Source organism: Caldimonas tepidiphila (assembly GCF_003569765.1).
GTDB lineage: Bacteria > Pseudomonadota > Gammaproteobacteria > Burkholderiales > Burkholderiaceae_C > Caldimonas > Caldimonas tepidiphila.
The window spans coordinates 36,703-62,223 of record NZ_QXMG01000031.1 but is presented as its reverse complement, the minus strand read 5'-3'; the positions used below and the strand labels follow the sequence as shown (position 1 = coordinate 62,223).

Genomic DNA, 25,521 nt, shown 5'->3' with positions numbered 1-25,521 from the left:
CCGAGCCAGAGAGGTCCACCATGAGCGTCGCATCCCCCACCCTCCTCAACGTCAACGGCATCGAGGTCATCTACAACCACGTGATCCTGGTGCTCAAGGGCGTGTCGCTGAACGTGCCCGAGGGCCGCATCGTCGCGCTGCTCGGCGGCAACGGCGCGGGCAAGACCACCACGCTGCGCGCGGTCAGCAACCTGCTCGCCGGCGAGCGCGGCGAGGTCACCAAGGGCAGCATCGAGCTGCGCGGCGAGCGCATCGAGTCGCTCACGCCCGCCGACCTCGTGCACCGCGGCGTGATCCAGGTGATGGAAGGCCGCCACTGCTTCGGCCACCTCACCATCGAGGAGAACCTGATGACCGGCGCCTACACGCGCCGCGACGGGCGCGCGGCGGTGGCCGAGACGCTCGAGAAGGTCTACGCCTACTTCCCGCGCCTGAAGACGCGCCGCAGCTCGCAGGCCGCCTACACCTCGGGCGGCGAGCAGCAGATGTGCGCCATCGGCCGCGCGCTGATGGCCAACCCGAAGATGGTGCTGCTCGACGAGCCCTCGATGGGCCTGGCGCCGCAGATCGTCGAGGAGGTGTTCGAGATCGTGCGCGACCTCAACACCAAGGAGCGCGTGACCTTCCTGCTCGCCGAGCAGAACACCAACATCGCGCTGCGCTACTCGGACTACGGCTACATCCTCGAGAACGGCCGCATCGTGATGGACGGCGAGGCCAAGGCGCTGGCGGAGAACGAGGACGTCAAGGAGTTCTACCTCGGCATGGGCGGCGGCGACCGCAAGAGCTTCCGCGACGTCAAGAGCTACAAGCGTCGCAAGCGCTGGCTGGCCTGATCGGGCGGCGAGGCCGCCGGGAGACGCCGACATGGACGACTTCTTTGCCCCCCCGCCCTTCCGCGCCGACGAGGCGCTGCAGATGCTGCGGCGCAGCCTGCGCGAGCTGCGCCCGCTGGCCGAGCGGCCCGGCGAGCCGGTGGCCTTCGAGCTCGGCGGCCAGCGCGTCGTCGAGCTGTCGGTCCAGGGCGACGCGATCCTCGCGCGACTCGCGAAGCGGCCGGCCCGCGCACCCGAATGGCAGACCCGCACGCTCGCCGACGCGGCGGCGGTGCGCGACTTCACCGAGGCGGTGAAACGCGCGCTCGCGGGCTGGGACGACGACCGATGAATTCCTTCAAGCATGGAGCGAGCGTGAGCGACTTTTACGACGCATTGGAGACGCGCGAGCCGCACCTGCGCGAACAGGCCCTGCTGGCCGCCCTGCCGGCGCAGGTTGCCCATGCACAGCGCGGCAGCCCGGCGATGGCCGAGACGCTGCGGGGCGTGGACGCCGCCTCGATCACGAGCCGCGCCGCGCTCGCCGCGCTGCCGGTGACGCGCAAGCACGAGCTGCTCGCGCGCCAGCAGGCGCAGCGCGCGCGCGACCCCTTCGGCGGCTTCTCGGCGATCGGCTGGCGCGGGCTGCATGCGGCGGGCGGCGCGCGCCGCGTGTTCCAGTCGCCGGGACCGATCTACGAGCCCGAAGGGGCCGCGCCCGACTACTGGCGCATGGCGCGCGCGATCCACGCCGCGGGCTTTCGCGCCGGGGACCTGGTGCACAACAGCTTCAGCTACCACCTCACGCCCGCCGGCTCGATGATGGAGACCGGCGCGCACGCGCTCGGCTGCACCGTGTTCGCCGGCGGCATCGGCAACACCGAGCTGCAGCTGCAGGCGATGAGCGAGCTGCGGCCGCACGGCTACATCGGCACGCCGAGCTTCCTGAAGATCGCGCTGGAGAAGGCCGCCGAGCAGGACCTCGCACTGCCCTCGCTGACGAAGGCGCTCGTCAGCGGCGAGGCCTTCCCGCCCTCGCTGCGCGAGTGGCTGCGCGCACGCGGCATCGAGGCCTACCAGTGCTACGCCACCGCCGACCTCGGGCTCGTCGCCTACGAGACGCCGGCGCGCGAGGGCCTGGTGCTCGACGAGGGCGTGCTCGTCGAGATCGTGCGCCCCGGCACCGGCGACCCGGTGCCCGAGGGCGAGGTCGGCGAGGTGGTCGTGACGACCTTCAACCCCGACTACCCGCTGATCCGCTTCGGCACCGGCGACCTGTCGGCGGTGCTGCCCGGGCCCTGCCCGAGCGGGCGCACCAACACCCGCATCCGCGGCTGGCTCGGCCGCGCCGACCAGACCACCAAGGTGCGCGGCATGTTCGTGCACCCGGGCCAGGTGGCCGAGATCGCGCGCCGCCATGCCGAGGTCCGGCGCGCCCGGCTCGTCGTCAGCGGCGAGATGGCCAACGACCGCATGACGCTGAGGATCGAGGTGGAGGGCAGCCCGGAAGGCCTCGCGCAGCGCGTCGCCGAGACGATCCGCGACGTCACGAAGCTGCGCGGCGAGGTGGAGCTGGCGCCGCCCGGCGCGCTGCCGAACGACGGCAAGGTGATCGAGGACGCGCGCAGCTACCGCTGAGGCGGACCCGGCGCCGGCACACCCCGGCGCACCTCCCGGCCGCGCAAGGCGCGGCTGCGGCGCGCTCAGCCGCGCTCGACCACGACGAAGTGCTTGCGCACCGGCTCGATCACCTCGAACACCCCCTCGAAGCCGCCGGGGATCACCGCGCCCTGGCCCGCCGTGACCTCGGTGACGCCACCGCGGGCGTCGTGCAGCCGCAGCCGGCCCTCGAGCACGAAGAAGTACTCGTCCTTGCCCGGCGGGAAGACGATCCGCCACGCCCCCGGCTCGCACTGCCAGATGCCGCTGGCGAGGTCGCCCTGCGCGCTCTCGTGGAGGGTCCAGGTCCGGCGCTGCGGATTGCCCTGCACGAGGCGGTCCGGCCGGGGATGGTCGATCACCGGCTCGGTGTCGGGCGGGTCGAAGCGCACGATGCGCGACAGGGGACGGGCTGGGCAGGTCATTTGCTATCGATCAGTTTGTTGCAAGTTCGCGGATTCCCGGCGCCCCTTTAAGTAGTTCCCGAGATGGCGCAGCAGGAGGCGCGGCCTAGCATTCCGCTCAAGCTTTCATTCTCACTTCACGAACGACGGAGACCACCATGAAACGTCTGCTGACGATGGCCGTGGCCACGCTGGCCGCCACCGGCGCATTTGCCCAGGCCTATCCCGCCAAGCCCGTGACCTTCATCGTTCCGTTCGCCGCGGGCGGACCGACCGACAAGGTGGCGCGCGATCTGGCCGAGGCGATGCGCAAGCCGCTCGGCCAGCAGATCATCGTCGAGAACGTCGCCGGCGCCGGCGGCACGCTCGGCCACACTCGCGTCGCGAAGGCGTCCAACGACGGCTACACCGTGCTGCTCGCGCACATCGCGATGGCCACCGCGCCGGCGCTCTACCGCAACCTGCAGTACAAGACGCTCGAGGACTTCGAGTTCGCCGGCCTGATCAACGAGGTGCCGATGACGCTGATCGGCCGCCCGACGCTGCCGGCGAACAACTACGCCGAGCTGACGAAGTGGATCGACGCCAACAAGGGCAAGATCAACCTCGCGCACGCCGGCCTCGGTTCCGCCTCGCACCTGTGCGGCCTGCTGTTCCAGCAGCGCATCGGCGTGGAGATGACCACCGTGCCGTACAAGGGCACCGCACCGGCGATGACGGACCTGATCGGCGGCCAGGTCGACCTGATGTGCGACCAGACCACCAACACCACCTCGCAGATCGAGGGCGGCAAGGTCAAGGCCTACGCGGTCACGACGCCCAAGCGCCTGAACACGCCGGCGACGAAGAACCTGCCGACGCTCGACGAATCGGGCCTCAAGGGCTTCAACGTGACGATCTGGCACGGCCTGTACGCGCCGAAGGGCACGCCCAAGCCGGTGATCGACAAGCTCAACGCCGCGCTGAAGGAGGCCCTGAAGGACCAGGACTTCGTCAAGCGCCAGGAGGCGCTCGGCGCGCTCGTGGTGAACGACAACCGCACCAACGTGGCCGACCACAAGAAGTTCGTCGAGTCGGAGATCAACAAGTGGGGGCCGATCATCAAGGCCGCCGGCCAGTACGCCGACTGATCGTCGGGCATCCGCCTGCTGCGCCGGCCGATCGCGCCGCACATGCTCGCGTCGAAGCCGCCTCCGGGCGGCTTTTCCGTTTCCGGCGGGGACGCGGCGCTACGGATCCGGGGCTCAGGCCCCGGCGGGCGGCACTTGCAGCGGGATCGTCACCGGACCGTCGTTGACGAGGTGCACCTTCATGTCGGCACCGAACTCGCCGGTGGCGACGACCGGGTGCAGCCGCCGCGCCTGCGCGACGAAGTGCTCGTAGAGCCGGCGACCCTCGTCGGGCGGCGCCGCGGCGCCGAAGCTCGGCCGGTTGCCGCCGCTCGTGTCGGCGGCGAGCGTGAACTGCGAGACGATCAGCAGCCCGCCGCAGCGGCCGGCGCCGTCGAGGTCCTGCACGCTGCGGTTCATGCGGCCGGCCTCGTCGCCGAAGATGCGCAGCTTCAGCAGCTTGGCGAGCAGCCGCCCGGCCTGCGCCTCGCCGTCGCCGCGCTCGGCGCACACCAGCACCAGCAGCCCCGCGCCGATCTCGCCGTGCGTGCGGCCGTCGATCACGACGCGCGCCTCGCTGACGCGCTGCACCAGCGCGCGCATCAGTGCGTCTCCCGCGCGAGGCCGTCGCCCGCGGCCTGCGCGTCCTCGTCGTTGCTGACCAGCGGCTCCTGCCCGACGGGCAGCAGCTCGATCGTCAGGTGCAGGTGCGGCACCGTGCCGAGCAGCGCGCGCGCGAGCTGCTCGCGCACGCGCATCGCCCGCGCCACGCTCCAGTGCGCCGGCACGTGCAGGTGCAGCTCGCAGTAGCGCCGCGCGCCGGCGCGCCGCGTCTTCACGTCGTTGACCTCCAGGCCCTCGCGGCCGGCGATCTCGCCCATCGCCCGCTCCAGCGCCGCCTGCTCCGCCGGCTCGAGCGCATGGTCCATCAGGCCCTCCACCGAGCGGCGCAGGAGCGAATAGGCCTCGCGCGAGATGTTCGCCGCCACCGCCAGCGCGAGCAGCGGGTCCAGCCACAGCCAGCCGGTCACCGGCACCAGCAGCACGCCGGCGATCACGCCGACCGAGGTCCAGACGTCGGTCATCAGGTGGCGCGCGTCGGCCTCCAGCACGATCGAGTGGAACTGCCGCGATGCGCGCAGCATCCAGAACGCGAGCGCGCCGTTGATCAGCGTGGAGACGGCCGACAGCGCGACGCCGAGGCCCACCGACTCGATCGGCTGCGGATCGGCGAAGCGCCGGATCGCCGCCCACGCGATGCCGAGCGCCGCGCCCAGGATCAGCAGGCCCTCGAAGCCGCTGGAGAAGTACTCGGCCTTGGCATGGCCGTAGGGGTGCCCGGCGTCGGGCGGCGTGCTGGCGACCGAGACGATCCACAGCGCGAACAGCGCCGCCGCGAGGTTGACGAAGGATTCCATCGCGTCGGACAGCAGGCCGACCGAGCCGGTGAACCACCAGGCGAGCGTCTTGAGCAGGATGGTCGCGAGCGCCGCGGCCACCGACAGCCTCAGGAAGGTATGGACCTGCATGCGCGGATTGTGGCGCCGCCCGCGGCGACTTGCAGGCCCGCGCGGGGCCGCTCGCGCGAACGAGGGAGGGGATCAGCGCGCCGCGTCGATGCGTGCCAGCTCGGCCCGCAGGAACTCGGCCGCCGGCGTCTCGCGGCCGTCGGCATGGCGCACCGTGTAGTTCCGTCCCGACGTGGACGAGCGCGAGGCGACCTGCTCGATGAAGTCCTCGGCGCTGCGCACCGCCTCGCCGCGCGCGCGCAGCTTCTCGCGCAGGAAGCGGGCGGCCTCGGCCGGCTCGTAGGCGCGGCCGTTGCGCACGAAGCGCAGCTCGCGCTGCGCCGCCACCGCGTCGATCAGCCGCTCGACGCGCCGCGCCTCGGCGCCCTCGGGGTGCGCGGATGCCAGCGAGGCCGCGATCAGCAGGCTCGCCGCCAGGATTGCCCTGCGTCCCATCATGCCCATCCTCCTGCCCTCGCGTCCCGGAGACCGGGCCGCCCCCGGCGCGGAGGCGGCCTTGCAGCTGGACCGCGCATGCCGGACGTGCGGCGCCGCTCAGGCCAGCGTGACGCGCGCGAACTTGCGCTTGCCGACCTGCACCACGAAGGTGCCGGCCTCGACTTTCAGGCCCTTGTCGCTGACGGTCGCGCCGTCGATCTTCACGCCGCCCTGCTCGATCATGCGCATCGCCTCGCTCGACGAGGGCACGAGCCCCGCCTGCTTCAGCAGCGCGCCGATGCCGAGCGGCGCGCCGGCGAGGCTGAGCTCGGGGATGTCGTCCGGAATGCCGCCCTTGGCGCGGTTGGTGAAGTCGGCGAGCGCCTCGTCGGCGGCGCGCGCCGAGTGGAAGCGCGTGACGATCTCCTGCGCGAGCATGACCTTCGCGTCGCGCGGGTTGCGCCCGGCCTCGCATTCGGCCTTGAGCCTGCCGATCTCGTCCATCGAGCGGAAGCTCAGCAGCTCGAACCAGCGCCACATCAGCGTGTCGCTGATGCTCATGATCTTGCCGAACATGTCGTTCGGGGCCTCGGAGATGCCGACGTAGTTGCCCTTGCTCTTGGACATCTTCTCGACGCCGTCCAGGCCTTCCAGCAGCGGCATCGTCAGGACGCACTGCGGCTCCTGGCCGTATTCCTGCTGCAGGTGGCGGCCCATCAGCAGGTTGAACTTCTGGTCGGTGCCGCCGAGCTCGAGGTCGCTCCTGAGCGCCACCGAGTCGTAGCCCTGCATCAGCGGGTAGAGGAACTCGTGCACGCTGATGGACGTCCCGGCCTTGAAGCGCTCGTGGAAGTCGTTGCGCTCCATCATGCGCGCCACCGTGTAGCGCGAGGCGAGCTGGATCATGCCGCGCGCGCCGAGCGCGTCGCACCACTCGGAGTTGTAGCGGATCTCGGTCTTCGCCGGGTCGAGCACCAGGCTCGCCTGCTTGTAGTAGGTCTCGGCATTGGCCTTGATCTGCTCGGGCGTCAGCGGCGGGCGAGTGGTGTTGCGCCCGGACGGGTCGCCGATCATCGACGTGAAGTCGCCGATCAGGAAGATCACCGTGTGCCCCAGGTCCTGCAGCTGGCGCATCTTGTTGAGCACGACGGTGTGGCCGAGGTGGATGTCGGGCGCGGTCGGGTCCAGCCCGAGCTTGATGCGCAGCGGCACACCGCTTGCTTCCGAGCGAGCGAGCTTGGCAGTCCAGTCGTCCGCCGGGAGCAATTCGTCGCAGCCGCGCTGCGAGATCGCCAGCGCCGCGCGGACCGCATCGGTCACCGGATACCGGTGCCCGTCGCCCCCGGGCGCGGGAGCCGAAGGAGAAACCGGTGCTGCGGATTGAAACATGGGGGATTTTTCCGTTGGAGGGGGCCAAGGCCGATTGCTATACTGCCCCGCCGTCAGGGTAAGTCCGTAACCTCGGGGAACCCTTGATTCTAGTGGAGAGCCTTCTGCGCACCGCCGCGTCGCGGACCCAAGGCTCAGTACCAATTTCTCGAGCGCTTGTTACAGCTTTCGGGCACACATTGTGGCAAGCAGCTCCCGTATGCCCGGAGCGTCCTTGAAACCGATCGAGTCTCTGAAGCGCGGCTTCCTCGAAACCGTCGCGCGCACGCAGCACTGGGCTCATCGCCATCCGCGACGCATCGCCGCTGCTGTGATGACCGTGCTGCTCGGCACCGGCGTCACCGCCTTCGGCGTGGCGCCGCTCGCGCCCGACGCCGCCGACCTGCCGCAGCGCCTGATCGCCGAGGCTGTCACGCCGCTGCCCCTCGACCCCCAGATCGAGGCGCTGATCGAGCACGGCTATCAGCTCACCCGCAACGATGTCACTCGCAGCAGCGACACGGCCGACAGCCTGCTGAGCCGGCTCGGCGTGGTCGATGCCCGTGCCGCCGCCTTCCTGCGCCAGGACCCGCTCGCCCGCCAGGTGCTGGCCGGCCGCCCGGGCAAGATGGTGCAGGCGCGCACCGGGCCGTCAGGCGAGCTGCTCGAGCTGATCGCGCGCTACCCGGCGGCGAGCGACCAGCAGTTCTCGACCCACTTCACGCGCCTGACGATCGCGCGCGACGGGGACAGCCTGCGCGCGCGCAGCGAGCAGGCGCCGCTCAACGCCCGCGTGCGCCTGGGCGGCGGCACGATTCGCAGCTCGCTCTTCGCCGCCACCGACGAGGCGCGCCTGCCCGACACGGTGGCGACGCAGATGGCGGAGATCTTCTCCAACGAGATCGACTTCCGCCGCGACCTGCGCCGCGGCGACACCTTCACGCTGCTCTACGAGGCGCTCGAGGCCGACGGCGAGCCGGTGCTGTGGAACCAGTCCGTGGGGCGCGTGCTCGCCGCCGAGTTCACCAATGCCGGCAAGACCTTCGAGGCGGTGTGGTTCCAGGAGCCGGGCGGCAAGGGCGCCTACTTCGACTTCAAGGGCGAGAGCATGCGCCGCGCCTTCCTGGCGTCGCCGATGGAGTTCTCGCGCGTGACCTCGGGCTTCGCGATGCGCTTCCACCCGATCCACAAGACCTGGCGCGCGCACCTCGGCGTGGACTACGGCGCGCCGACCGGCACGCCGGTGCGGGTGGTGGGTGACGGCGTGGTCGACTTCGCCGGCGTGCAGGGCGGCTACGGCAACGTGGTGCACGTGCGCCACTCGGGCGACCGCGTCACCGTCTACGCGCACCTGAGCCGCATCGACGTGCGCCGCGGCGAGCGCGTCAGCCAGGGCCAGCTGATCGGCGCGGTGGGCGCCACCGGCTGGGCCACCGGCCCGCACCTGCACTTCGAGTTCCGCGAGAAGGGCGCGCACGTGGACCCGCTGAAGATCGCGCGCGCCTCGGAAGCGCTGACGATCTCCCCGGCGGCGCGCGAGCGTTTCGCCACCCACACCCGCGCGATGCGCACGCAGCTCGCGGTCGCCAACGCGCAGCTGCTCGCGAGCGCCGAGTAAGCCGGCGCCCGGCCGCCTTTGCGGCCAGCCACCCGCCCGCCCCGCAGCGCGACGCGCCGGGCGGGCTTTTTCATGCCCCCCGTCGCCTCTTCGGGAGCCTCGCGATGCACGAGTTCTACATCGGCCTGATGTCCGGCACCTCGCTCGACGGCGTCGACGCGGTGCTGCTTGACCTGGAGGCCGCGCCCCGGGTGCTCGCGCACGCCTACGAGCCCTTCGATGCCGGCTTCCGTGCCGAGCTGCTGGCGCTGAACACGCCCGGCGCCGCCGCGGACCAGGGCGGCGAGCTGCACCGCGCGGCACTGGCCGCGAACCGGCTCGCCCGCATCGGCGCCCGCACGGTCGCCGCCTTGCTCGAGCGCAGCGGCGTCGCAGCCACCGAGGTGCGCGCGATCGGCTCGCACGGGCAGACGGTGCGGCACCGCCCGCAGGAGTTCGACGGCTGCGGCTACACGCTGCAGCTCGACGCGCCGGCGCTGCTGGCCGAGCTCAGCGGCATCGACGTGGCGGCCGACTTCCGCAGCCGCGACGTCGCCGCCGGCGGCCAGGGCGCACCGCTGGTGCCGGCCTTTCACCAGGCCGTCTTCGCCCGGCCGGACGCGCCGGTCGGCGTGCTGAACATCGGCGGCATCAGCAACCTGACGCTGCTGCCGGCCGCCGGCGACGCCGGGCAGGCCTTGCGCGGCTTCGACTGCGGCCCCGGCAACGCGCTGATGGACCACTGGTGCGCGCTGCACCTCGGCCGCCCCTACGACGCGGACGGCGCCTGGGCCGCCAGCGGCCGGGTGGTCCCGCGGCTGCTGGACGCGCTGCTGGCCGACCCCTACTTCGCGCTGCCGCCGCCCAAGAGCACCGGGCGCGACCGCTTCCATGCGCAGTGGCTCTCTGAGCACCTGTCCGGCTTCGAGGGGACGGCACCTGAAGACGTGCAGGCCACGCTCGCCGAGCTGACCGCCCGCTGCTGCGCGGCGGAACTGCGGCGCCACGCGCCCGACAGCGCCGAGCTGATCGTCTGCGGCGGCGGCGCGCTCAACGGCCACCTGATGCGCCGCCTCGCCGCGGCGCTGCCCGGCACGCCGGTGCTCGCTTCTGACACGCGCGGGCTGCCGCCGCTGCAGGTCGAGGCGGCCGCCTTCGCCTGGCTCGCGCGCGAACTGCTGCTGCGCCGCCCGGCCGGCCGCCCGGACGTCACCGGTGCGCGCGGCGCGCGCGTGCTCGGCGCGCTCTATCCGCGCTGAGCAGCGGGCGCTCCCCGCCCAGGTATGAAAAAAGCCGCCCGCAGGCGGCTTCGCTTTCGTGCGGCACGGCATGCCGCGCGGGGACTCAGACCGAGAAGCTCGAGCCGCAGCCGCAGGTGGTGGTCGCGTTCGGGTTCTTGATCACGAACTGCGCGCCCTCAAGGTCTTCCTTGTAGTCGATCTCGGCGCCGACGAGGTACTGCAGGCTCATCGCGTCGATCAGCAGCGTGACGCCGTTCTTCGTCATCTGCGTGTCGTCCTCGTTGACGATCTCGTCGAACGTGAAGCCGTACTGGAAGCCGGAGCAGCCGCCGCCCTGCACGAACACGCGCAGCTTCAGCTCGGGGTTGCCTTCCTCGGCGACCAGCTCGCTCACCTTGTTGGCGGCGCTGTCGGTGAAGACGATCGGGGCGGGCATCTCGGTCTGGATGGATTCCGCGACTGCATTCATGGGGTCACTCCTTCGGGGCTGGGGCCATCCAGCACGATACTGAACAAAGATTGAAGCGGGTTTCCTGATCGAGGCGAAGGGCTCAGGCCGCCTTCGTCGCAGCCAGGGTGAGCGCGGGCCGCTCCTCGGCCCTCAAGGGCAGCAACTCGCCCTGGATCGTGGCGCCCTGGTGCATCTCCAGCGCCTGATAGCTCACGTCGCCAACGATGCGCGCCTTGGGCTGGATCTCCAGCAACTCGTCGGAATGGACCGGCCCGATCACGTTGCCGTTGATGATGACATGCCCGGCCTTGACCTTGCCGCGCACGGTGGCTTTCTCGCTGATCACGAGCACGTTCGGGCCCTCCCCCGACGCGACGACGTCGCCGACCACCTCGCCGTCGATGCGCAGGCCCTCGCCGAACGCGAGCGTGCCCTCGATGCGGGTGCCTTCTCCGATCAGGCTGCGGATCGGGGGCTGCTTCTTCTTGCCGAACATGCTTTCTTCTCCTTCAACGACGACACCGGGCGGGGTGGTCCCCGCCGCTCACAGGCGCTGCGTCTGCGTGGCGCGCACCGCCCCGGCCGGATCGGTGACCCGGACCTGCACGGATTTGACCACGGCGCGGGAGGGGTACTCGAACGTCCCTTCGACGCGGCGGTACTGCTTGACCTGAAGAAGCTGCGCGCCGCCGGGCATCGCGAAGCTCCAGGGCTTGCCGTCGAGCTGCCCCGCGAGGCTGAGCTCGTAGCGCCCGCTGAACTCGGCCGGCGCGCGCCCGCTCTGCATCATCAGCAGCCGGTACTGCAGCTGCCCCGGGGCGACGACGCGCGCCTCGATCTGCCGCACCGCCAGCGCGCCACCGCCCGCGGCGCCTGCCGGCATCAGCTGCTCGAAGAAGGCGAGGTCGCTGCGCAGCGACTGGTTCTGGCCTTCGAGCTCGCGCACCTGCGCCGCGAGCCGCTCCTGCGCCACCCGCTCGGCCTTCAGCAGGCTGTCGGCGGTGTTGGCGATCGACTGCGCGCGCTCGCGCTCGGCGCGCAGCTCGGCCACCGTCGCGCGCAGCTGCTCGAGCTCGGCGAGCTGGGCTCGGGCGCCGCGGTCCAGCCCGGCGATGCCGCGCCCGAACTCGAAGGCCCACAGCGCCAGCGCCGCGGAGAAGCCGAGCATCAGGGCCAGCGCCGCCCAGCGCAGCGGCCAGGGCAGCTGCCGGCGCACGATCATGCGCGGCGCGCTGATCGACAGGCGGCGGCGCAGCAGCTTCCAGCGCACGGCGGGCGGTCCGTCGCGCCGCTCAGGGCAGCACGGGCATCTGCATCAGGCCGGTGGTCTCGGGCAGGCCAAACATCAGGTTCATGCACTGCACCGCCTGGCCCGAGGCGCCCTTGGTCAGGTTGTCCTGCACCACCAGCACCATCGCGAGGTCGGGCGTCGGCTTGTGCACCGCGATGCGCACCATGTTGGAGGCGCGCACCGAGCGCGTCTCCGGCGCCGAGCCGGGGGGCAGCACGTCGACGAAGGGCTCGTCGCGGTAGAAGCCCTCGAACAGCGCCTGCAGGTCCGCCGCCTGGCCGGCGGCGGTGAGCGGCGCGTAGAGCGTCGAGTGCATGCCGCGGATCATCGGCGCGAGGTGCGGCACGAACAGGCAGGAGATGCCCGCATCGTCCGCGGCGGTGCCGGCGACGCGGCGCAGCTGCTCGTTGATCTCGGGGCCGTGGCGGTGGCCCTTGACGCCATAGGCCTTGTAGGTGTCGCTCGCCTCGGAGAACAGCGTGTGCACCTCGGCCTTGCGGCCGGCGCCGGACACGCCCGAGACGCAGTTGGCGATCAGGTGCGCGGCATCGACGAGGCCGGGCTGCTTGAGCAGCGGCGCGAAGCCGAGCTGCACCGTGGTCGGGTAGCAGCCGGGGTTGCCGATGATGCGCGCCTTGCGGATCGCCTCGCGGTTGAGCTCGGGCAGGCCGTAGGCGGCCTCGGGCAGCAGCTCGGGGCAGGCGTGCGCCATGCCGTACCACTTCTCGAACTGCGCGGTGTCCTGCAGCCGGAAGTCGGCGGCGAGGTCGATGATCTTGACCCCGGCGGCGAGCAGCTCGCGCGCCTGCGCCATCGCGACGCCGTGCGGCGTGGCGAAGAACACCGCGTCGCAGTCCGCGAGACGCGCCTCGTCGGGCGTGACGAACTTCAGCGCGACGCGCCCGCGCAGGCTGGGGTACATGTCAGCCACCGGCATGCCGGCTTCCTTGCGCGAGGTGATGGCCTGCAACTGCACGTCCGGGTGCTGCGACAGCAGACGCAGCAGCTCGACCCCGGTGTAGCCCGTGCCACCGACGATACCGACCTTGATCATGACGTTCTCCGAGACGGCGAACCGGCATGCCCGCGAGGGCGGCGCCGGTTCCGGAATGGGAAATAGTTGATTGTAGAAGCAGGCACGCCAAGACAAAGGCCGCCCGAAGGCGGCCTTGCTGGCGAAGCAGGTCCGGGAAAGGGCCTGCCCGGGGGTCGATCAGCGCTTGCTGAACTGCTTGCGGCGGCGGGCGCCGTGCAGGCCGACCTTCTTGCGCTCGACTTCGCGGGCGTCGCGGGTCACGAAGCCTGCCTGGCTCAGTGCCGACTTCAGCGTCGCGTCGTAGTCGATCAGCGCGCGGGTCACGCCGTGGCGGACTGCGCCGGCCTGGCCGGACTCGCCACCACCGTGCACGTTGACCTTGATGTCGAAGGCTTCGACGTTGCCGGTCAGGGCCAGCGGCTGACGCACGATCATGATCGAGGTCTGGCGGCCGAAGTACTCGTCGACGGGCTTGCCGTTGACGATGATCTGGCCGGTGCCCTTCTTGATGAAGACGCGTGCCACCGAAGACTTGCGGCGGCCGGTGCCGTAGTTCCAATTTCCGATCATGGCCGTTCCTTAGATCTCGAGGGCTTTGGGCTGCTGCGCGGTGTGCGGGTGCGTCGCACCGGCGTACACCTTCAGCTTCTTGATCATCGCGTAGCCGAGCGGACCCTTGGGCAGCATGCCCTTGACGGCCTTCTCGATGGCGCGGCCGGGATGCTTGGCCTGCATGTCCTTGAACTTGGTGCCGTAGATGCCGCCGGGGAAGCCCGAGTGGCGGTAGTACACCTTTTGTTCGGCCTTGTTGCCGGTGACGCGGATCTTGTCTGCGTTGACGATGACGATGAAATCACCCGTGTCGACGTGAGGCGTGTAGATGGCCTTGTGCTTGCCGCGCAGACGGAGGGCCACTTCGCTGGCGACCCGTCCGAGAACCTTGTCGGTTGCGTCAATCACAAACCACTCGTGCTTCACTTCGGCCGGCTTGGCGCTGAAGGTCTTCATAACTGCTCCGAGTTGGATTGGCCTGGCTGTGCTGCCACGGTCGGCGCCGCTTCTTGGAATCGGGCGGCCTCTTAGGTGACGGCAGGGCAGCGCAAACGCCGCCCTTGTTTGTCGTGCAAGTCGCGCCCGGGGAGAACCCCCCGCACGCCACGATCTCTCCCGAGCCAGGAACGGGAAAGCCGGCGAGTGTAGCAGCGCGGCCCTGTCGCCACAAGGCCGCAAGAGAACCGCAGCATCGGACAGGGACTTGTCGCCCGACGCAGTGCCGCCTTGACGGCCGGCATGGCGGCCCCGGCCTCGATGCGACTACACTAGGGAAAACCCTAGATCCAGGACACCGCCATGGGCTCCAGCGTACCGACTCCCCGATCGCCCCACCCGGACTCTCCTTCCGGCAGCGCGGCGTCGCGCCATTCGTGGGTGCCGATCCGCTCACTCGCGCCGCGGCACCGCGGCCGCATCCTCGCGCACCTGCTCGCACTCGACATCCGCGACCGCTACCTGCGCTTCGGCCATCCCGCCAAGGACGCGCAGATCGAGCGCTACGTGCAGGCGCTCGATTTCGAGCGCGACGAGCTGTTCGGCATCTTCAACCGCAAGCTCGAGCTGATCGCGATGGCCCATCTCGCCTACGAGGAGCCCGGCGCGTCCGGCATGCCGGCGACGCGCGCCGAGTTCGGCGTCTCGGTGCTCGAGAAGGCGCGCGGCCGCGGCTTCGGCGCACGGCTCTTCGACCATGCGGTGATGCACGCGCGCAACCGCCACATCGAGACGCTCTACATCCACGCGCTGACCGAGAACACCGCGATGCTGAGGATCGCGCGCAATGCCGGCGCCGAGGTGGTGCGCGACGGCTCGGAGGCGGAGGCCTACCTGACGCTGCCGCCCGACACCTTCGCCACCCACGTCGAGGCGCTGTTCGAGGACCAGGCCGCCGAGGTGGACTACCAGTTCAAGCGCAACGCGCGCCGCCTCGCGGAGCTGATGGAGACGATGGCCGGGATGCAGGCCCGGCTGCTCCGCCAGGACGGCGGCCGGCCGCGCGAATAGCGCCCATCCCCCCGCTCGCCGAAGGGCGCCCCTCCCCGGGCGGCGCCTGCGGCTACGATGGCTCATGGAACCGAGCCTCTCCTCTCCCGACCCCCACCCCTACGCCCGACTGACGCCGGACACCGTGCTCGACGCGCTCGACAGCGTCGGCCTGCGCGGCGACGGGCGGTTGCTGCAGCTGAACTCCTACGAGAACCGCGTCTTCCAGGTCTGGCTCGAGGACGGGCGCGTGGTGGTGGCGAAGTTCTACCGCCCGCAGCGCTGGAGCGACGCGCAGATCCTCGAGGAGCACGCCTTCGCGCAGGAGCTCGCCGCCGCCGAGATCCCGGTGGTCGCGCCGCTCGTGCTGCCGCTGCCGGACGGCTCGCGCGGAACGCTGGCGCACCATGCGGACTTCCGCTTCGCGGTCTCGCCGCGCCAGGGCGGGCGCGCGCCCGAGCTGGAGCTGCCGCTGACGCTGGAGTGGATCGGCCGCTTCCTCGGCCGCATTCACCTGGTAGGCGCGCACCGGCCCTTCGCGCAGCGCCCGGCGCTGACGCCGGCGACGCTCGGCGAGACGGCGCGCGACTGGCTGGTGGCGCACCAGGCGGTGGCCCCGGATGTCGCCAGCGCGTGGCGCGCGGTCGTGGATGCGGCGCTCGACGCGGCGCGGCGCGCCTTCGACGAGGCCGCCGGCGTCGCGACGCTGCGCCTGCACGGCGACTGCCACCCCGGCAACGTGCTGTGGACCGAGGCGGGCCCGCACTTCGTCGACCTCGACGACGCGCGCAACGGCCCGGCGGTGCAGGACCTGTGGATGCTGCTGTCGGGGGATCGCCGCGAGCGCCAGGCGCAGCTCGCCGAGTTGCTGGCCGGCTACGAGGACTTCGCCGAGTTCGACCGCCGCGAGCTGCGCCTCGTCGAGCCGCTGCGCACGCTGCGCCAGATCCACCACAGCGCCTGGCTCGCGCAGCGCTGGGACGACCCGGCCTTCCCCGCCGCCTTCCCCTTCTTCGGCACCAGCGCCTACTGGAGCGAGCAGGTGCAGCAGATGCGCGAGCAGCTCGAGGCGATGCAGGAGCCGGCGCTCGTCGCGTGAAGGCGCGGTTGCCGCGGGCGCATGAAAAAGCCGCCCGCGGGCGGCTTCCTCATTTCCCGGCCGCGCCCGCTCAGGCCGTCAGCAGGCCGTTGACGCGCCGCACGTAGGCGGCCGGGTCCTCGAGCTGCCCGCCCTCGGCGAGCAGCGCCTGGTCGAACAGGATGTGCGCAAGGTCGTCGAAGCGCTCGCTGCTGCCCAGCCGCTTGAGCAGCGCGTGCTCTGCGTTGACCTCCAGCACCGGCTTCGCTGCCGGCGCGGACTGGCCGGCCTGCTTCAGCAGCCGCGCGAGGTGCCCGCTCATGTCGCCCTCCTCGACCACCAGGCAGGCGGGTGAGTCGACAAGGCGGGTCGTCACGCGCACGTCCTTCGCGCGGTTCTTCAGCGTCTCCTTCAGGCGCTCGAGCACCGGCTTGAACTCCTCGGCCGCTTCCTCCGCCTTCTTCTTCTCCTCCTCGTCCTGCAGCTTGCCGAGGTCGACCGAGCCCTTGGCCACGCTCTGCAGCGGCTTGTCCTCGAACTCGTAGAGGTGGCTGAGCATCCACTCGTCGACGCGGTCAGTCAGCAGCAGCACCTCGATGCCCTTCTTGCGGAAGATCTCGAGCTGCGGGCTGTTCTTCGCGGCGGCGAGCGTGTCGGCAGTGATGTAGTAGATCGCCTCCTGGCCCTCCTTCATGCGCGAGACGTAGTCGGCGAAGGACACGCCTTCGTCGGCGTGCGTCGACGCGAAGCGCAGCAGCTTGGCGATTCGCTCGCGGTTGGCGTTGTCCTCGCCGATGCCCTCCTTGAGCACCGCGCCGAACTCGCGCCAGAACGCGGCGTACTTCTCCTTCTGCGCCGCGTCCTCGCTGTGGGCCAGCTCCTCGAGCATCGACAGCACGCGCTTCGTGGAGCCCTCGCGGATCGCCTTCACGTCGCGGCTTTCCTGCAGCAGTTCGCGCGAGACGTTCAGCGGCAGGTCGGCCGAGTCGATCACGCCCTTGACGAAGCGCAGGTAGACCGGCATCAGCGCCTCGGCGTCGTCCATGATGAAGACGCGCTTGACGTAGAGCTTGACGCCGCCGCGCTTGTCGCGGTTCCACAGGTCGAACGGCGCCTTGGCCGGGATGTAGAGCAGCTGCGTGTACTCGGTGCGGCCCTCGACGCGGTTGTGCGTGTAGGCGAGCGGCGGCGTGGTGTCGTAGCTGAGCTGCTCGTAGAAGGACTTGTACTCGGCGTCCGTCACATCGGCCTTGCTGCGCGTCCACAAGGCCGCTGCCTTGTTGACCGTCTCCCACTCGTCCTTCAGGACGTACTCGCCCTTGTCCGTGTCCCACTCCTCCTTGCGCATGCGGATCGGCAGGCTGATGTGGTCGGAGTACTTGCCGACGACGGACTTGATCTTCCAGGTCTTGAGGAACTCCTCCTCGCCCTCGCGCAGGTGCAGGATCACGTCGGTGCCGCGCTTCTCGCGCCGGATCGTCTCGACCTCGAAGTCGCCGGTGCCGGTGCTGCTCCAGCGCACGCCCTCCTCGGGCGCGAGGCCCGCGCGGCGCGACTCGACCGTGATGCGGTCGGCAACGATGAAGCCCGAGTAGAAGCCGACGCCGAACTGGCCGATCAGGTTGGCGTCCTTCTTCTGGTCGCCGGACATCTTCGCCATGAACTCGCGCGTGCCGCTCTTGGCGATCGTGCCCAGGTGCGACACCGCTTCTTCCGCCGACAGGCCGATGCCGTTGTCGCTGATGGTGATCGTCTTCGCCTCGGCGTCGAAGCTGATGCGCACCTCGAGCTCGGGCTGGTCCTCGTAGTAGCCGGGGTGGTTCAGCGCCTCGAAGCGCAGCTTGTCGCAGGCGTCCGATGCGTTGGACACCAGCTCGCGCAGGAAGATCTCCTTGTTCGAGTACAGCGAGTGCGTGACGAGATGCAGGATCTGCTGGACTTCGGCCTGAAAGTGGAGCGTCTGCTTTTCCATGGAATCGGGTCTGTGGTGGTTCGTGTCAGGAGAAAGCCGCCCGTGCCGGGCGCTGCTGGGCGACATGGAGGCGGCCTGCGGCTTTTTCAAGCCCCCCCTGCGCCCCTGCTGCCGGCGCTGCCCCATCGCAGTGCAGCGCCCCGGGAAAACACCCCCTCGGCTGAGGCCCCGCTCTGGCACCCCTCTTGCGTAATCTCTTCCATGTCGTCTTGCAGTCTCTACAACGAACGCACCGGAGGCGCCCCATGTCCAGCCACATCGTCCTGACCTCGCACCCCAAGAAGCTCAGCGGCTTCACCGGACACGGCATCCGCTGGGGGGCGGCGCAGGCCGGCGAGCGCGGCCCGGTGATCGCCAGCCTCACCAACCCGGCGCAGCGCAACGCGATCGGCACGCATTCGGGCGCCTATGCCGTCTATCGCGCGCTGGCGGTGGCGGCCGGCGCGCTGCAGCGCGACCACAAGCCCGACCTGACCAACACCGCGCCCGCGGCCGGGATCGGGCCGCATCCGCAGTGGGCCGACCCCGAGCGCATCGTCTCGCTCGATCCCTGGGGACATCTGGTGGCGCACGCTTTTGCCGAACAGATTGCCGCCGGCGCGGACATCCGCCCGACCATCGCCATCACCCGCGCGCACATCAACATGCCCGAGCTCGTCGCCGCGATCGCCGCGGGGCGACTGCAGCCCGACGGCGACATCCTGACAGCGAGCGGCGACGTGAAGGTCACGAAGGCCGCGGTCGACCCGGTGTGGTGGCTGCCCGGCATCGCGCACCGCTTTGGCATCAAGGAGAGCACGCTGCGCCGCGCGCTGTTCGAGCAGACCGCGGGCATGTTCCCCGAGCTCGTCACGCGGCCCGACCTGAAGGTGTTCCTGCCGCCGATCGGCGGCATGACCCTGTACTTCTTCGGCGACGTGGGCAAGCTCGGCAAGCCCGAGACGAGGATCGCCTGCCGGCTGCACGACGAGTGCAACGGCTCCGACGTGTTCGGCTCGGACATCTGCACCTGCCGCCCCTACCTCGCGCACGGCATCGAGGTCTGCATCGAGATGGCGCAGCAGGGCGGCGTCGGCCTCGTGGTCTACAACCGCAAGGAAGGCCGCGCGCTCGGCGAGGTCACGAAATTCCTCGTCTACAACGCGCGCAAGCGCCAGCCCGGCGGCGACCGCGCCGAGACCTACTTCGAGCGCACCGAGTGCGTCGCCGGCGTGCAGGACATGCGCTTCCAGGAGCTGATGCCCGACGTGTTCCACTGGCTCGGCATCAAGCGCATCGACCGCTGGGCGTCGATGAGCAACATGAAGCACGGCGCGCTGACCGCGCAGGGCATCGAGGTGGTCGAGCGCGTGCCGATCCCCGACGCGCTGATCCCCGCCGATGCGAAGGTCGAGATGGACGCGAAGAAGGCGGCCGGCTACTTCTCGAGCTGGACGCCCGACGCGAGCGAACTGGCGGTCCCGAAGGGCCGCGCGCTGGAGGCATGATGGTGCGCGCGACCAAGCCCGTCGGCTGGCACACGCCGGTGCCCGACGACCATCCCGCCGCCGCGCTGCTGAGCGCCGCCGCGGTGCGCCGCCACTGCCAGGAGGTGATGGCGCGCGCCCAGGCCGGCCGCTCGCAGCACTTCCGCTGGCAGCCCGAGCAGCTCGCGCCGACCGCGGCCTACGTCGCCGAGACGATCCGCGCGCGCTATCCCGACCTGCAGGTGCCCTACCACAGCCGCTGGCGCCACTTCGAGGCCGGCGGCGTGGACCGCTGGTCGCTGCTGGCCGCTCGCGCCGGGCTGCAGGGCGAGGCGCAGCGCGAGGAGCGCGCGCGGGTGCGCATCGACCTCGTGATCCCGAGCGTGCTGCTCGACGCCGGCGCCGGCCCCGACTGGCGCTTCCGCGACGCGGCCAGCGGCCAGACGCTCGCGCGCTCGGAGGGGCTCGGCGTCGCGAGCCTCGCGCTGTTCGAGAGCGGCGCCTTCTCGGCCGACCCGGCGCAGCCGCTGCGCAGCGATGCCACGGCGCTCGCGCGCATCAAGCCCGCCGTGATCGGCGCCGCCTTCCAGGTCTCGGGCGACAACCCGCTCGTCGGCCTCGAGGGCCGCAGCGCGCTGCTAGCGCGGCTCGGCGCCGTGGCGGCGGCGACGCCGGCGGTGTTCGGCTCGCCGGCGCGCTTGGGCAACCTGCTGGACTACCTGAAGGCCCATGCGAGCGAGAACCGCATCGAGGCCGGTTTCGTGCTCGCGACGCTGCTGCGCGCGCTCGGGCCGGTGTGGGCCAGCCGCATCTCGATGGCCGGCGTGCCGCTGGGCGACTGCTGGACCAGCCCGGCGACGCGCAGCGGGCTGCTGCCGCTGCACAAGCTGACGCAGTGGCTGAGCTACTCGCTGCTCGAGCCGCTGGAGGACGCGGGCCTCGTCGTCACGGGGCTCGATGCGCTCACCGGCCTGCCCGAGTACCGCAACGGCGGCCTGCTGCTCGACACCGGGCTGCTCGCGCCGCGCGACCCGGCCTTCCTCACGCAGCCGCTGACGGTGGACCACCCGGGCGTGGTCGAGTGGCGCGCGCTCACCGTCGCGGCGCTCGACGAGCTCGCCGACGCGGTGCGCGCCGAGCTCGGCGTGAGCGCCGACGCGTTTCCGCTGGCGCGCGTGCTCGAGGGCGGCACCTGGGCGGCCGGGCGGCGCATCGCCGCCGAGCGCCGGCCCGGGGGTGGGCCGCCGGTGCGCATCGCGAGCGACGGCACCGTGTTCTGACACCGCCCCCGACGACCCCACCGCAGCGAGGCCCCGCGATGCACTCCGACTTCCCGACCCTGACCGTCGTGCAGCACCCGCTGGTGCAGCACAAGCTCACCTACCTGCGCAGCGAGGACACCGCCACCGAGAACTTCCGGCGGCTGCTGAAGGAGACGACGCAGATGCTCGCCTACGAGGCGACGCAGGACCTGCCGACCGAGCCGATCGAGATCCGCACGCCGGTGGCGACGATGCGCTCGCCGGTGATCAGCGGCAAGAAGCTGTGCTTCGTTTCGATCCTGCGCGCGGGCAACGGCATGCTCGACGGCATGCTCGAGCTGCTGCCGGCGGCGCGCGTCGGCCACATCGGCCTGTACCGCGACCCCGAGACGCTCGAGCCGGTGGAGTACTACTTCAAGGTGCCCGAGGACATCGCCGAGCGCGACGTGATCGTGGTCGACCCGATGCTCGCCACCGGCAACTCGGCGGTGGCGGCGCTCGACCGGCTCAAGGAGTGCGGCGTGCAGGCGCTCAAGCTCGTGTGCCTGCTGGCCGCGCCCGAGGGCGTGGCCAAGCTCGCGCGCGAGCATCCGGACGTGCCCGTCTTCACCGCCTCGCTCGACGAGCGGCTCGACGAGCACGGCTACATCGTGCCCGGGCTCGGCGACGCGGGCGACCGGATGTTCGGCACGCGCTGAAGGCCGCCGCACGCGCCGCCCCCCCTTCTTCCGCGCGTGTCGCGGGCGCCTGTCTCAGGCGGCTGCCTGCATCGCGCCCCCGGCGGCGGCCGGGGCGTCCGGCCCGCCTGGAGCGGCCAGACCGACCGCCAGCGGCGCGGACTCGAGGATGCGGTTGCGTCCGCCCTCCTTGGCCGCGTAGAGCGCCGCGTCCGAGCGCGCCAGCAGCTCGTGCAGCGTCTCGCGCCCCGGCGCGTGCTGCGCGACGCCGCCGCTGACGGTGATGTGCACCATCGCGTCGCCGCAGCGCACCGCCGCCTGCGCCACCTCCCGGCGGATGCGCTCCGCCAGCAGCCGGGCCCCGGCGAGGCCGGTGTCGGGCAGCAGGATCACGAACTCCTCGCCGCCGAAGCGCGCGACGAGGTCGCCGACACGGCACGCGGCCTGCAGGATGCCCGCGAACGCGACCAGCACCTTGTCTCCCGCGTCGTGGCCGTGCGTGTCGTTGACGCGCTTGAAGTGGTCGAGGTCGAGCGAGATCACGCTCAAGGGGGTGTCGTGGCGCCCGGCGCGTGCGCACTCGCGCTCGGCGCGCTCGGAGAAGGCACGCCGGTTCGCGAGGCCGGTCAGCGGATCGGTCTGCGCCAGCCGCCGCACCGCCTCCTCGGCCTGCTTCATCGCCGTGATGTCCTCGTGGCTGACCACCACCGCGCCCTCGCCCCCGGCGAGCGGCGTCACGCGCAGGTTGAACCAGCGCCCGCCGCCCGGGCCGTCGCAGCGGTAGGGGTGCACGAACTCCGGCTGCGTCCCCGCCATGACCGCCTCGATGCCCGCGGCCACCGCCGCAGCTTCCGCCGCGTCGGGCCCCGACACCGAGCGGCAGACGGCGAGATAGTTCTCGCCGAGGAAGGCGTCCTCCCGCGCCCCGTTGCGGACGGCATGGCCGCTCCAGGCCCGGTTCGTGCGCACGATGCGCCCCTGCCGGTCGAGGATCGCGATGTGATGCACGATCGAGTCGAGCACGCCGGCAACGAAGGCCTGCTGCGCCTCCTCGCGCTCGATCGCGCGCAACTGCAGCAGGGCTCCGCCCCCGAGCATGGCCAGCACCAGCATCAGGATCGTCACGGTGCCGACGGTGCGGCGCTCGAACGCGGCCGTCACCTCGTGCATGTCCAGGCTCGCCATCACGATGAAGCCTAACCCGTCCTCGCGCTCGAAGGAAACCAGGCGGTTCCTGCCGTCCACCGGCGAGGGGGCGACGAAGGTGCCCCGCGGCTGCCCCTGGCTGTACCGCACGAACAGCGGATGGCGCGACAGGTCCAGGCTCAGCGCGGCCTCGTTCATCGGCTCGCGCACCAGGTAGCGGCCGCCCGTCGTCAGCAGCCCCACCACCGAACCCGGAGGCAGGTCGAGCGACTCGAAGAAGGCCCGGTAGTAGTCGACCGCCATCACCGCCATCAGCACCCCGGCGAAGCGCCCCTGCTCATCCTCGAGGCGGCGGCTGTAGGTGAAGACGGGCCCCGGCGCGGCGGGCGACAGGATCATCGGGCCGATGTGGAGCGGCGCGCCGGCGGCATGGGCCTGGAAGTATTCGCGGAAGGCGAAGTTGCCACCGGGCGAGGGGAAGCGGGTCGACAGCAGCAGCAGCTCGCCCTCGCGGTCCAGCAACGCGATGCCGCCGATCTGCGGGGACTGCGAGGCGATGGCCCGCAGCGCCTCCCAGCCCTCGCGCGAGCGGGCCACGGGCAGCAGCTTCCTCTCGGCGATCTCGCTCTCGAGATGGGCCAGCACGAAGGCAGGGGTGTCGAGGCTGCGGCGGACATGCTCGTTCAGCACCCGCACCAGATTTCGCGACCAGGCGGTGGCCTCCCCTCGCGTGTCGGTGTAGTCCCTCCAAGTGACGTAGCCCCAGTTCGCGCAGGCGAGCACCGCCGCCAGCGCGGCGCAGCCGAGCACCACCAGGCGCGAGGGACTCACCAGTTCGTCCAGCGCCCGCCGGACATAGGCCGCCACCAGGGCCCAGGCGATCAGCAGCGTGCCGAGGGCGGTGTGGGGCGCCATCGAGAAAAGGATCGGCAGGCCGTCGCGGCTGAACACCCAGTCGACGTAGGCGATGCCGATCGCCGAGGCGGCCAGCACCGAGGCGACGGACAGCGCCACGCCGCACAGTCGCATCTCCCTGCTGGGGCCGTCGAGCAGCAGGCGCGCGCATGCGAGCGCGATGAAACCGTAGGCCGTCGCCAGCGGCATGCGCCCGGGGGGCCCGAAGCCGGTGTCGTCGCGGAACAGCAGCTGGTCGACGCCCAGGTCGACCTCCCACAGGCCCTGCACCGCCTGCGGCAGCGCCACCAGCAGCAGCAGCAGCGCGCTCGCCTGCCCCAGCCGGCGCGCGCGCAGGGCCGGCCCGGTGGCGACGCACATCGCGCCCGCGAGCACGAGGGCCAGCGCGGTGTTGGCCTTCATCGCCGGGAAGCTCTCCAGCGGCGCCTTGAGCCCGCGGTGATCCACCACCCAGCCGAACAGGACCGCCGCGCCCAGCAGGAAGGCTGCAAGCGCCAAAAGCCGAGACAGCACCGCGACGAGGAACCAGCGTGAGGACATTGCACACCACGAAATACCGGAGGCTTTCAGGAGGATAAATGGGTGCCGGCGCGCGGCGCACCGTCCTGGGGCGAGGGCCTGCTCCCGGATGCCCCCCTCTTGAGACACATCAAGAAAAGGCCGGCCGCCGAAACGACCGCCCGGCGCTTGCAGCCTTCCACCACCGCCGGCATGCTCGCTTCCACCGTCCATGCAAAGGCCCGCCCCATGCCCGCACCCGACCTGATCCTGCGCCGCTGCACGCTGCCCGACGGCCGCAGTGGCATCGACATCGCGATCGCCGGCGGCCGCATCGCCGCCCTCGGCCCCGCGCTGCCCGCCTCCGCTGCCGAGGAGATCGACGCCGCCGGCCTGCTCGTCACGCCGCCCTTCGTCGACCCGCACTTCCACATGGACTCGACGCTCTCCTACGGCCTGCCGCGCGTGAACCAGAGCGGCACGCTGCTCGAGGGCATCGCGCTGTGGGGCGAACTGAAGCCGCTGCTGGCGCAGGACGCGATCGTCGAGCGCGCGATGGCCTACTGCGACTGGGCGGTGGCCAAGGGGCTGCTGGCGATCCGCAGCCATGTCGACGTGTGCGACCCGCGCCTGCTCGCGGTGGAGGCGCTGCTGCACGTGAAGGAGCGCGTGAAGCCCTACCTGGACCTGCAGCTCGTCGCCTTCCCGCAGGACGGCGTGCTGCGTGCACCGGGCGCCTTCGAGAACCTGAAGCGCGCGCTCGACATGGGCGTCGACGTGGTCGGCGGCATCCCGCACTTCGAGCGGACGGCTGAACACGGCGCCGCGTCGGTGCGGCTGCTGTGCGAGCTCGCCGCGGAGCGGGGCTTGCGCGTGGACATGCACTGCGACGAGAGCGACGACCCGCTGAGCCGGCACATCGAGACGCTCGCCGCCGAGACGCAGCGCCTCGGCCTGCACGGCCGCGTGGCCGGCTCGCACCTGACCTCGATGCACAGCATGGACAACTACTACGTGTCCAAGCTGCTGCCGCTGATGCGCGAGTCGGGCGTGGCCGCGATCGCCAACCCGCTGATCAACATCACGCTGCAGGGCCGCCACGACACGTATCCGAAGCGCCGCGGCATGACGCGCGTGCCCGAGCTGCTCGCCGCGGGCGTGCCGGTGGCCTTCGGCCACGACTGCGTGATGGACCCCTGGTACGGCATGGGTTCGGGCGACATGCTGGAGGTCGCGCACATGGGGCTGCACGTCGCGCAGATGACCTCGCAGGCGGCGATGCGCCAGTGCTTCGACGCGGTGACGACGACGCCGGCGGCGATCCTCGGGCTCGAGGGCTACGGGCTCGGGGTCGGCTGCCGCGCCGACCTCGTGCTGCTGCAGGCGCGCGACCCGGTGGAGGCGATCCGCGTGCGCGCACCGCGCCTGCTGGTGCTGCGGGGCGGGCGAGCGATCAGCCGCATGGCGCCGCAGGTGGCGCGGCTCGAGCTGCCGGGGCGGCCCGCCGGGGTCGACTGGCTGCGGCCGGCCGCCGGCACGGCGGGCTGAGACCG

Annotated in this window: 25 protein-coding genes; 12 read left to right on the top strand and 13 right to left on the bottom strand. The window is 71.3% G+C overall.

Annotation, left to right across the window (positions count from 1 at the left end):
- The first annotated feature begins 20 nt into the window (after positions 1 to 20).
- From D3A59_RS16870 to D3A59_RS16860, 3 genes are read left to right on the top strand one after another with little or no spacing between them, the layout of a single operon-like run.
- Positions 21 to 836 carry an ABC transporter ATP-binding protein gene (locus D3A59_RS16870; protein WP_119156351.1) on the top strand — a complete coding sequence of 272 codons (816 nt, stop codon included), beginning with the start codon at positions 21 to 23 and terminating at the stop codon, positions 834 to 836.
- 31 nt (positions 837 to 867) lie between these two features.
- Complete coding sequence (locus tag D3A59_RS16865; protein ID WP_119156349.1) at positions 868 to 1,167, top strand: hypothetical protein; 300 nt, start codon at positions 868 to 870, stop codon at positions 1,165 to 1,167.
- 23 nt (positions 1,168 to 1,190) lie between these two features.
- Positions 1,191 to 2,453 (top strand): phenylacetate--CoA ligase family protein, encoded by a 1,263-nt coding sequence (locus D3A59_RS16860; protein ID WP_119156368.1) that lies wholly within the window; start codon positions 1,191 to 1,193, stop codon positions 2,451 to 2,453.
- Between the two features lie 65 nt (positions 2,454 to 2,518).
- Here the strand turns inward: D3A59_RS16860 and D3A59_RS16855 are convergent, their stop codons facing one another.
- On the bottom strand, positions 2,519 to 2,899 hold the full coding sequence (locus D3A59_RS16855; protein WP_119156347.1) for a cupin domain-containing protein: 381 nt from the start codon (positions 2,897 to 2,899) through the stop codon (positions 2,519 to 2,521).
- A 137-nt stretch (positions 2,900 to 3,036) separates the two neighbouring features.
- On the opposite strand from D3A59_RS16855, the gene D3A59_RS16850 reads away from it, so the two are divergent.
- Positions 3,037 to 4,008: a tripartite tricarboxylate transporter substrate binding protein BugD gene (locus D3A59_RS16850; protein ID WP_119156346.1), complete on the top strand. Its 972-nt coding sequence runs from the start codon at positions 3,037 to 3,039 to the stop codon at positions 4,006 to 4,008.
- 114 nt (positions 4,009 to 4,122) lie between these two features.
- Here D3A59_RS16850 and dtd read toward each other — a convergent pair whose 3' ends face one another.
- The 4 genes from dtd to tyrS form a co-directional block, all read right to left on the bottom strand.
- A complete protein-coding gene (gene dtd, locus D3A59_RS16845; RefSeq protein ID WP_119156344.1) occupies positions 4,123 to 4,590 on the bottom strand; it encodes a D-aminoacyl-tRNA deacylase in 468 nt (155 codons plus the stop codon).
- A complete protein-coding gene (locus D3A59_RS16840; protein ID WP_119156342.1) occupies positions 4,590 to 5,516 on the bottom strand; it encodes a cation diffusion facilitator family transporter in 927 nt (308 codons plus the stop codon). Before D3A59_RS16840 ends, dtd begins: the two co-directional genes overlap by 1 nt.
- 72 nt (positions 5,517 to 5,588) lie before the next feature.
- Positions 5,589 to 5,954, bottom strand: a complete 366-nt coding sequence (locus D3A59_RS16835; protein WP_119156340.1) for a DUF5329 family protein — start codon at positions 5,952 to 5,954, stop codon at positions 5,589 to 5,591.
- Between the two features lie 96 nt (positions 5,955 to 6,050).
- The gene (tyrS, locus tag D3A59_RS16830) at positions 6,051 to 7,322 is read right to left on the bottom strand and encodes a tyrosine--tRNA ligase (protein ID WP_119156338.1); all 1,272 of its coding nucleotides are present in this window, start codon (positions 7,320 to 7,322) and stop codon (positions 6,051 to 6,053) included.
- A gap of 199 nt (positions 7,323 to 7,521) precedes the next feature.
- Here tyrS and D3A59_RS16825 point away from each other — a divergent pair, with 199 nt between their 5' ends.
- Together D3A59_RS16825 and D3A59_RS16820 are read left to right on the top strand one after the other, a co-directional pair.
- Positions 7,522 to 8,919, top strand: coding sequence for a M23 family metallopeptidase (locus tag D3A59_RS16825; RefSeq protein WP_119156336.1), 1,398 nt, complete (start codon positions 7,522 to 7,524; stop codon positions 8,917 to 8,919).
- Between the two features lie 104 nt (positions 8,920 to 9,023).
- Positions 9,024 to 10,157, top strand: a complete 1,134-nt coding sequence (locus tag D3A59_RS16820) for an anhydro-N-acetylmuramic acid kinase (RefSeq protein ID WP_119156334.1) — start codon at positions 9,024 to 9,026, stop codon at positions 10,155 to 10,157.
- A gap of 85 nt (positions 10,158 to 10,242) precedes the next feature.
- On the opposite strand, the gene erpA is transcribed toward D3A59_RS16820, so the two are convergent.
- From erpA to rplM, 6 genes are all read right to left on the bottom strand, one after another.
- Positions 10,243 to 10,608, bottom strand: coding sequence for an iron-sulfur cluster insertion protein ErpA (gene erpA, locus D3A59_RS16815; RefSeq protein WP_119156332.1), 366 nt, complete (start codon positions 10,606 to 10,608; stop codon positions 10,243 to 10,245).
- An 82-nt stretch (positions 10,609 to 10,690) separates the two neighbouring features.
- Positions 10,691 to 11,086: a bactofilin family protein gene (locus tag D3A59_RS16810; RefSeq protein WP_119156330.1), complete on the bottom strand. Its 396-nt coding sequence runs from the start codon at positions 11,084 to 11,086 to the stop codon at positions 10,691 to 10,693.
- A gap of 48 nt (positions 11,087 to 11,134) precedes the next feature.
- Complete coding sequence (locus tag D3A59_RS16805; RefSeq protein ID WP_119156329.1) at positions 11,135 to 11,860, bottom strand: DUF6776 family protein; 726 nt, start codon at positions 11,858 to 11,860, stop codon at positions 11,135 to 11,137.
- A gap of 22 nt (positions 11,861 to 11,882) precedes the next feature.
- Positions 11,883 to 12,935 carry an N-acetyl-gamma-glutamyl-phosphate reductase gene (argC, locus tag D3A59_RS16800; protein ID WP_119156327.1) on the bottom strand — a complete coding sequence of 351 codons (1,053 nt, stop codon included), beginning with the start codon at positions 12,933 to 12,935 and terminating at the stop codon, positions 11,883 to 11,885.
- Positions 12,936 to 13,094: 159 nt separating this feature from the next.
- Entirely contained in the window at positions 13,095 to 13,487 is a 393-nt protein-coding gene (gene rpsI / locus D3A59_RS16795) for a 30S ribosomal protein S9 (RefSeq protein WP_119156325.1), read from the bottom strand.
- 9 nt (positions 13,488 to 13,496) lie between these two features.
- A complete protein-coding gene (rplM, locus tag D3A59_RS16790; protein WP_119156323.1) occupies positions 13,497 to 13,925 on the bottom strand; it encodes a 50S ribosomal protein L13 in 429 nt (142 codons plus the stop codon).
- Positions 13,926 to 14,267: 342 nt separating this feature from the next.
- Here rplM and D3A59_RS16785 point away from each other — a divergent pair, with 342 nt between their 5' ends.
- The gene (locus D3A59_RS16785; protein ID WP_119156321.1) at positions 14,268 to 14,975 is read left to right on the top strand and encodes a GNAT family N-acetyltransferase; all 708 of its coding nucleotides are present in this window, start codon (positions 14,268 to 14,270) and stop codon (positions 14,973 to 14,975) included.
- 64 nt (positions 14,976 to 15,039) lie between these two features.
- On the top strand, positions 15,040 to 16,053 hold the full coding sequence (locus tag D3A59_RS16780) for a serine/threonine protein kinase (RefSeq protein ID WP_119156319.1): 1,014 nt from the start codon (positions 15,040 to 15,042) through the stop codon (positions 16,051 to 16,053).
- 70 nt (positions 16,054 to 16,123) lie between these two features.
- On the opposite strand, the gene htpG is transcribed toward D3A59_RS16780, so the two are convergent.
- Positions 16,124 to 18,004, bottom strand: coding sequence for a molecular chaperone HtpG (htpG, locus tag D3A59_RS16775; protein ID WP_119156317.1), 1,881 nt, complete (start codon positions 18,002 to 18,004; stop codon positions 16,124 to 16,126).
- Positions 18,005 to 18,249: 245 nt separating this feature from the next.
- On the opposite strand from htpG, the gene D3A59_RS16770 reads away from it, so the two are divergent.
- From D3A59_RS16770 to upp, 3 genes are read left to right on the top strand one after another with little or no spacing between them, the layout of a single operon-like run.
- Positions 18,250 to 19,491 carry a GTP cyclohydrolase II gene (locus D3A59_RS16770; protein WP_119156315.1) on the top strand — a complete coding sequence of 414 codons (1,242 nt, stop codon included), beginning with the start codon at positions 18,250 to 18,252 and terminating at the stop codon, positions 19,489 to 19,491.
- Positions 19,488 to 20,750 (top strand): DUF1688 family protein, encoded by a 1,263-nt coding sequence (locus D3A59_RS16765; protein WP_119156314.1) that lies wholly within the window; start codon positions 19,488 to 19,490, stop codon positions 20,748 to 20,750. Before D3A59_RS16770 ends, D3A59_RS16765 begins: the two co-directional genes overlap by 4 nt.
- A gap of 38 nt (positions 20,751 to 20,788) precedes the next feature.
- Positions 20,789 to 21,430 carry a uracil phosphoribosyltransferase gene (upp, locus tag D3A59_RS16760; protein ID WP_119156312.1) on the top strand — a complete coding sequence of 214 codons (642 nt, stop codon included), beginning with the start codon at positions 20,789 to 20,791 and terminating at the stop codon, positions 21,428 to 21,430.
- Between the two features lie 54 nt (positions 21,431 to 21,484).
- On the opposite strand, the gene D3A59_RS16755 is transcribed toward upp, so the two are convergent.
- The gene (locus D3A59_RS16755) at positions 21,485 to 24,010 is read right to left on the bottom strand and encodes a diguanylate cyclase (protein WP_119156310.1); all 2,526 of its coding nucleotides are present in this window, start codon (positions 24,008 to 24,010) and stop codon (positions 21,485 to 21,487) included.
- Between the two features lie 207 nt (positions 24,011 to 24,217).
- Here D3A59_RS16755 and D3A59_RS16750 point away from each other — a divergent pair, with 207 nt between their 5' ends.
- The gene (locus D3A59_RS16750; protein ID WP_119156308.1) at positions 24,218 to 25,516 is read left to right on the top strand and encodes an amidohydrolase family protein; all 1,299 of its coding nucleotides are present in this window, start codon (positions 24,218 to 24,220) and stop codon (positions 25,514 to 25,516) included.
- Positions 25,517 to 25,521: the final 5 nt, after the last annotated feature.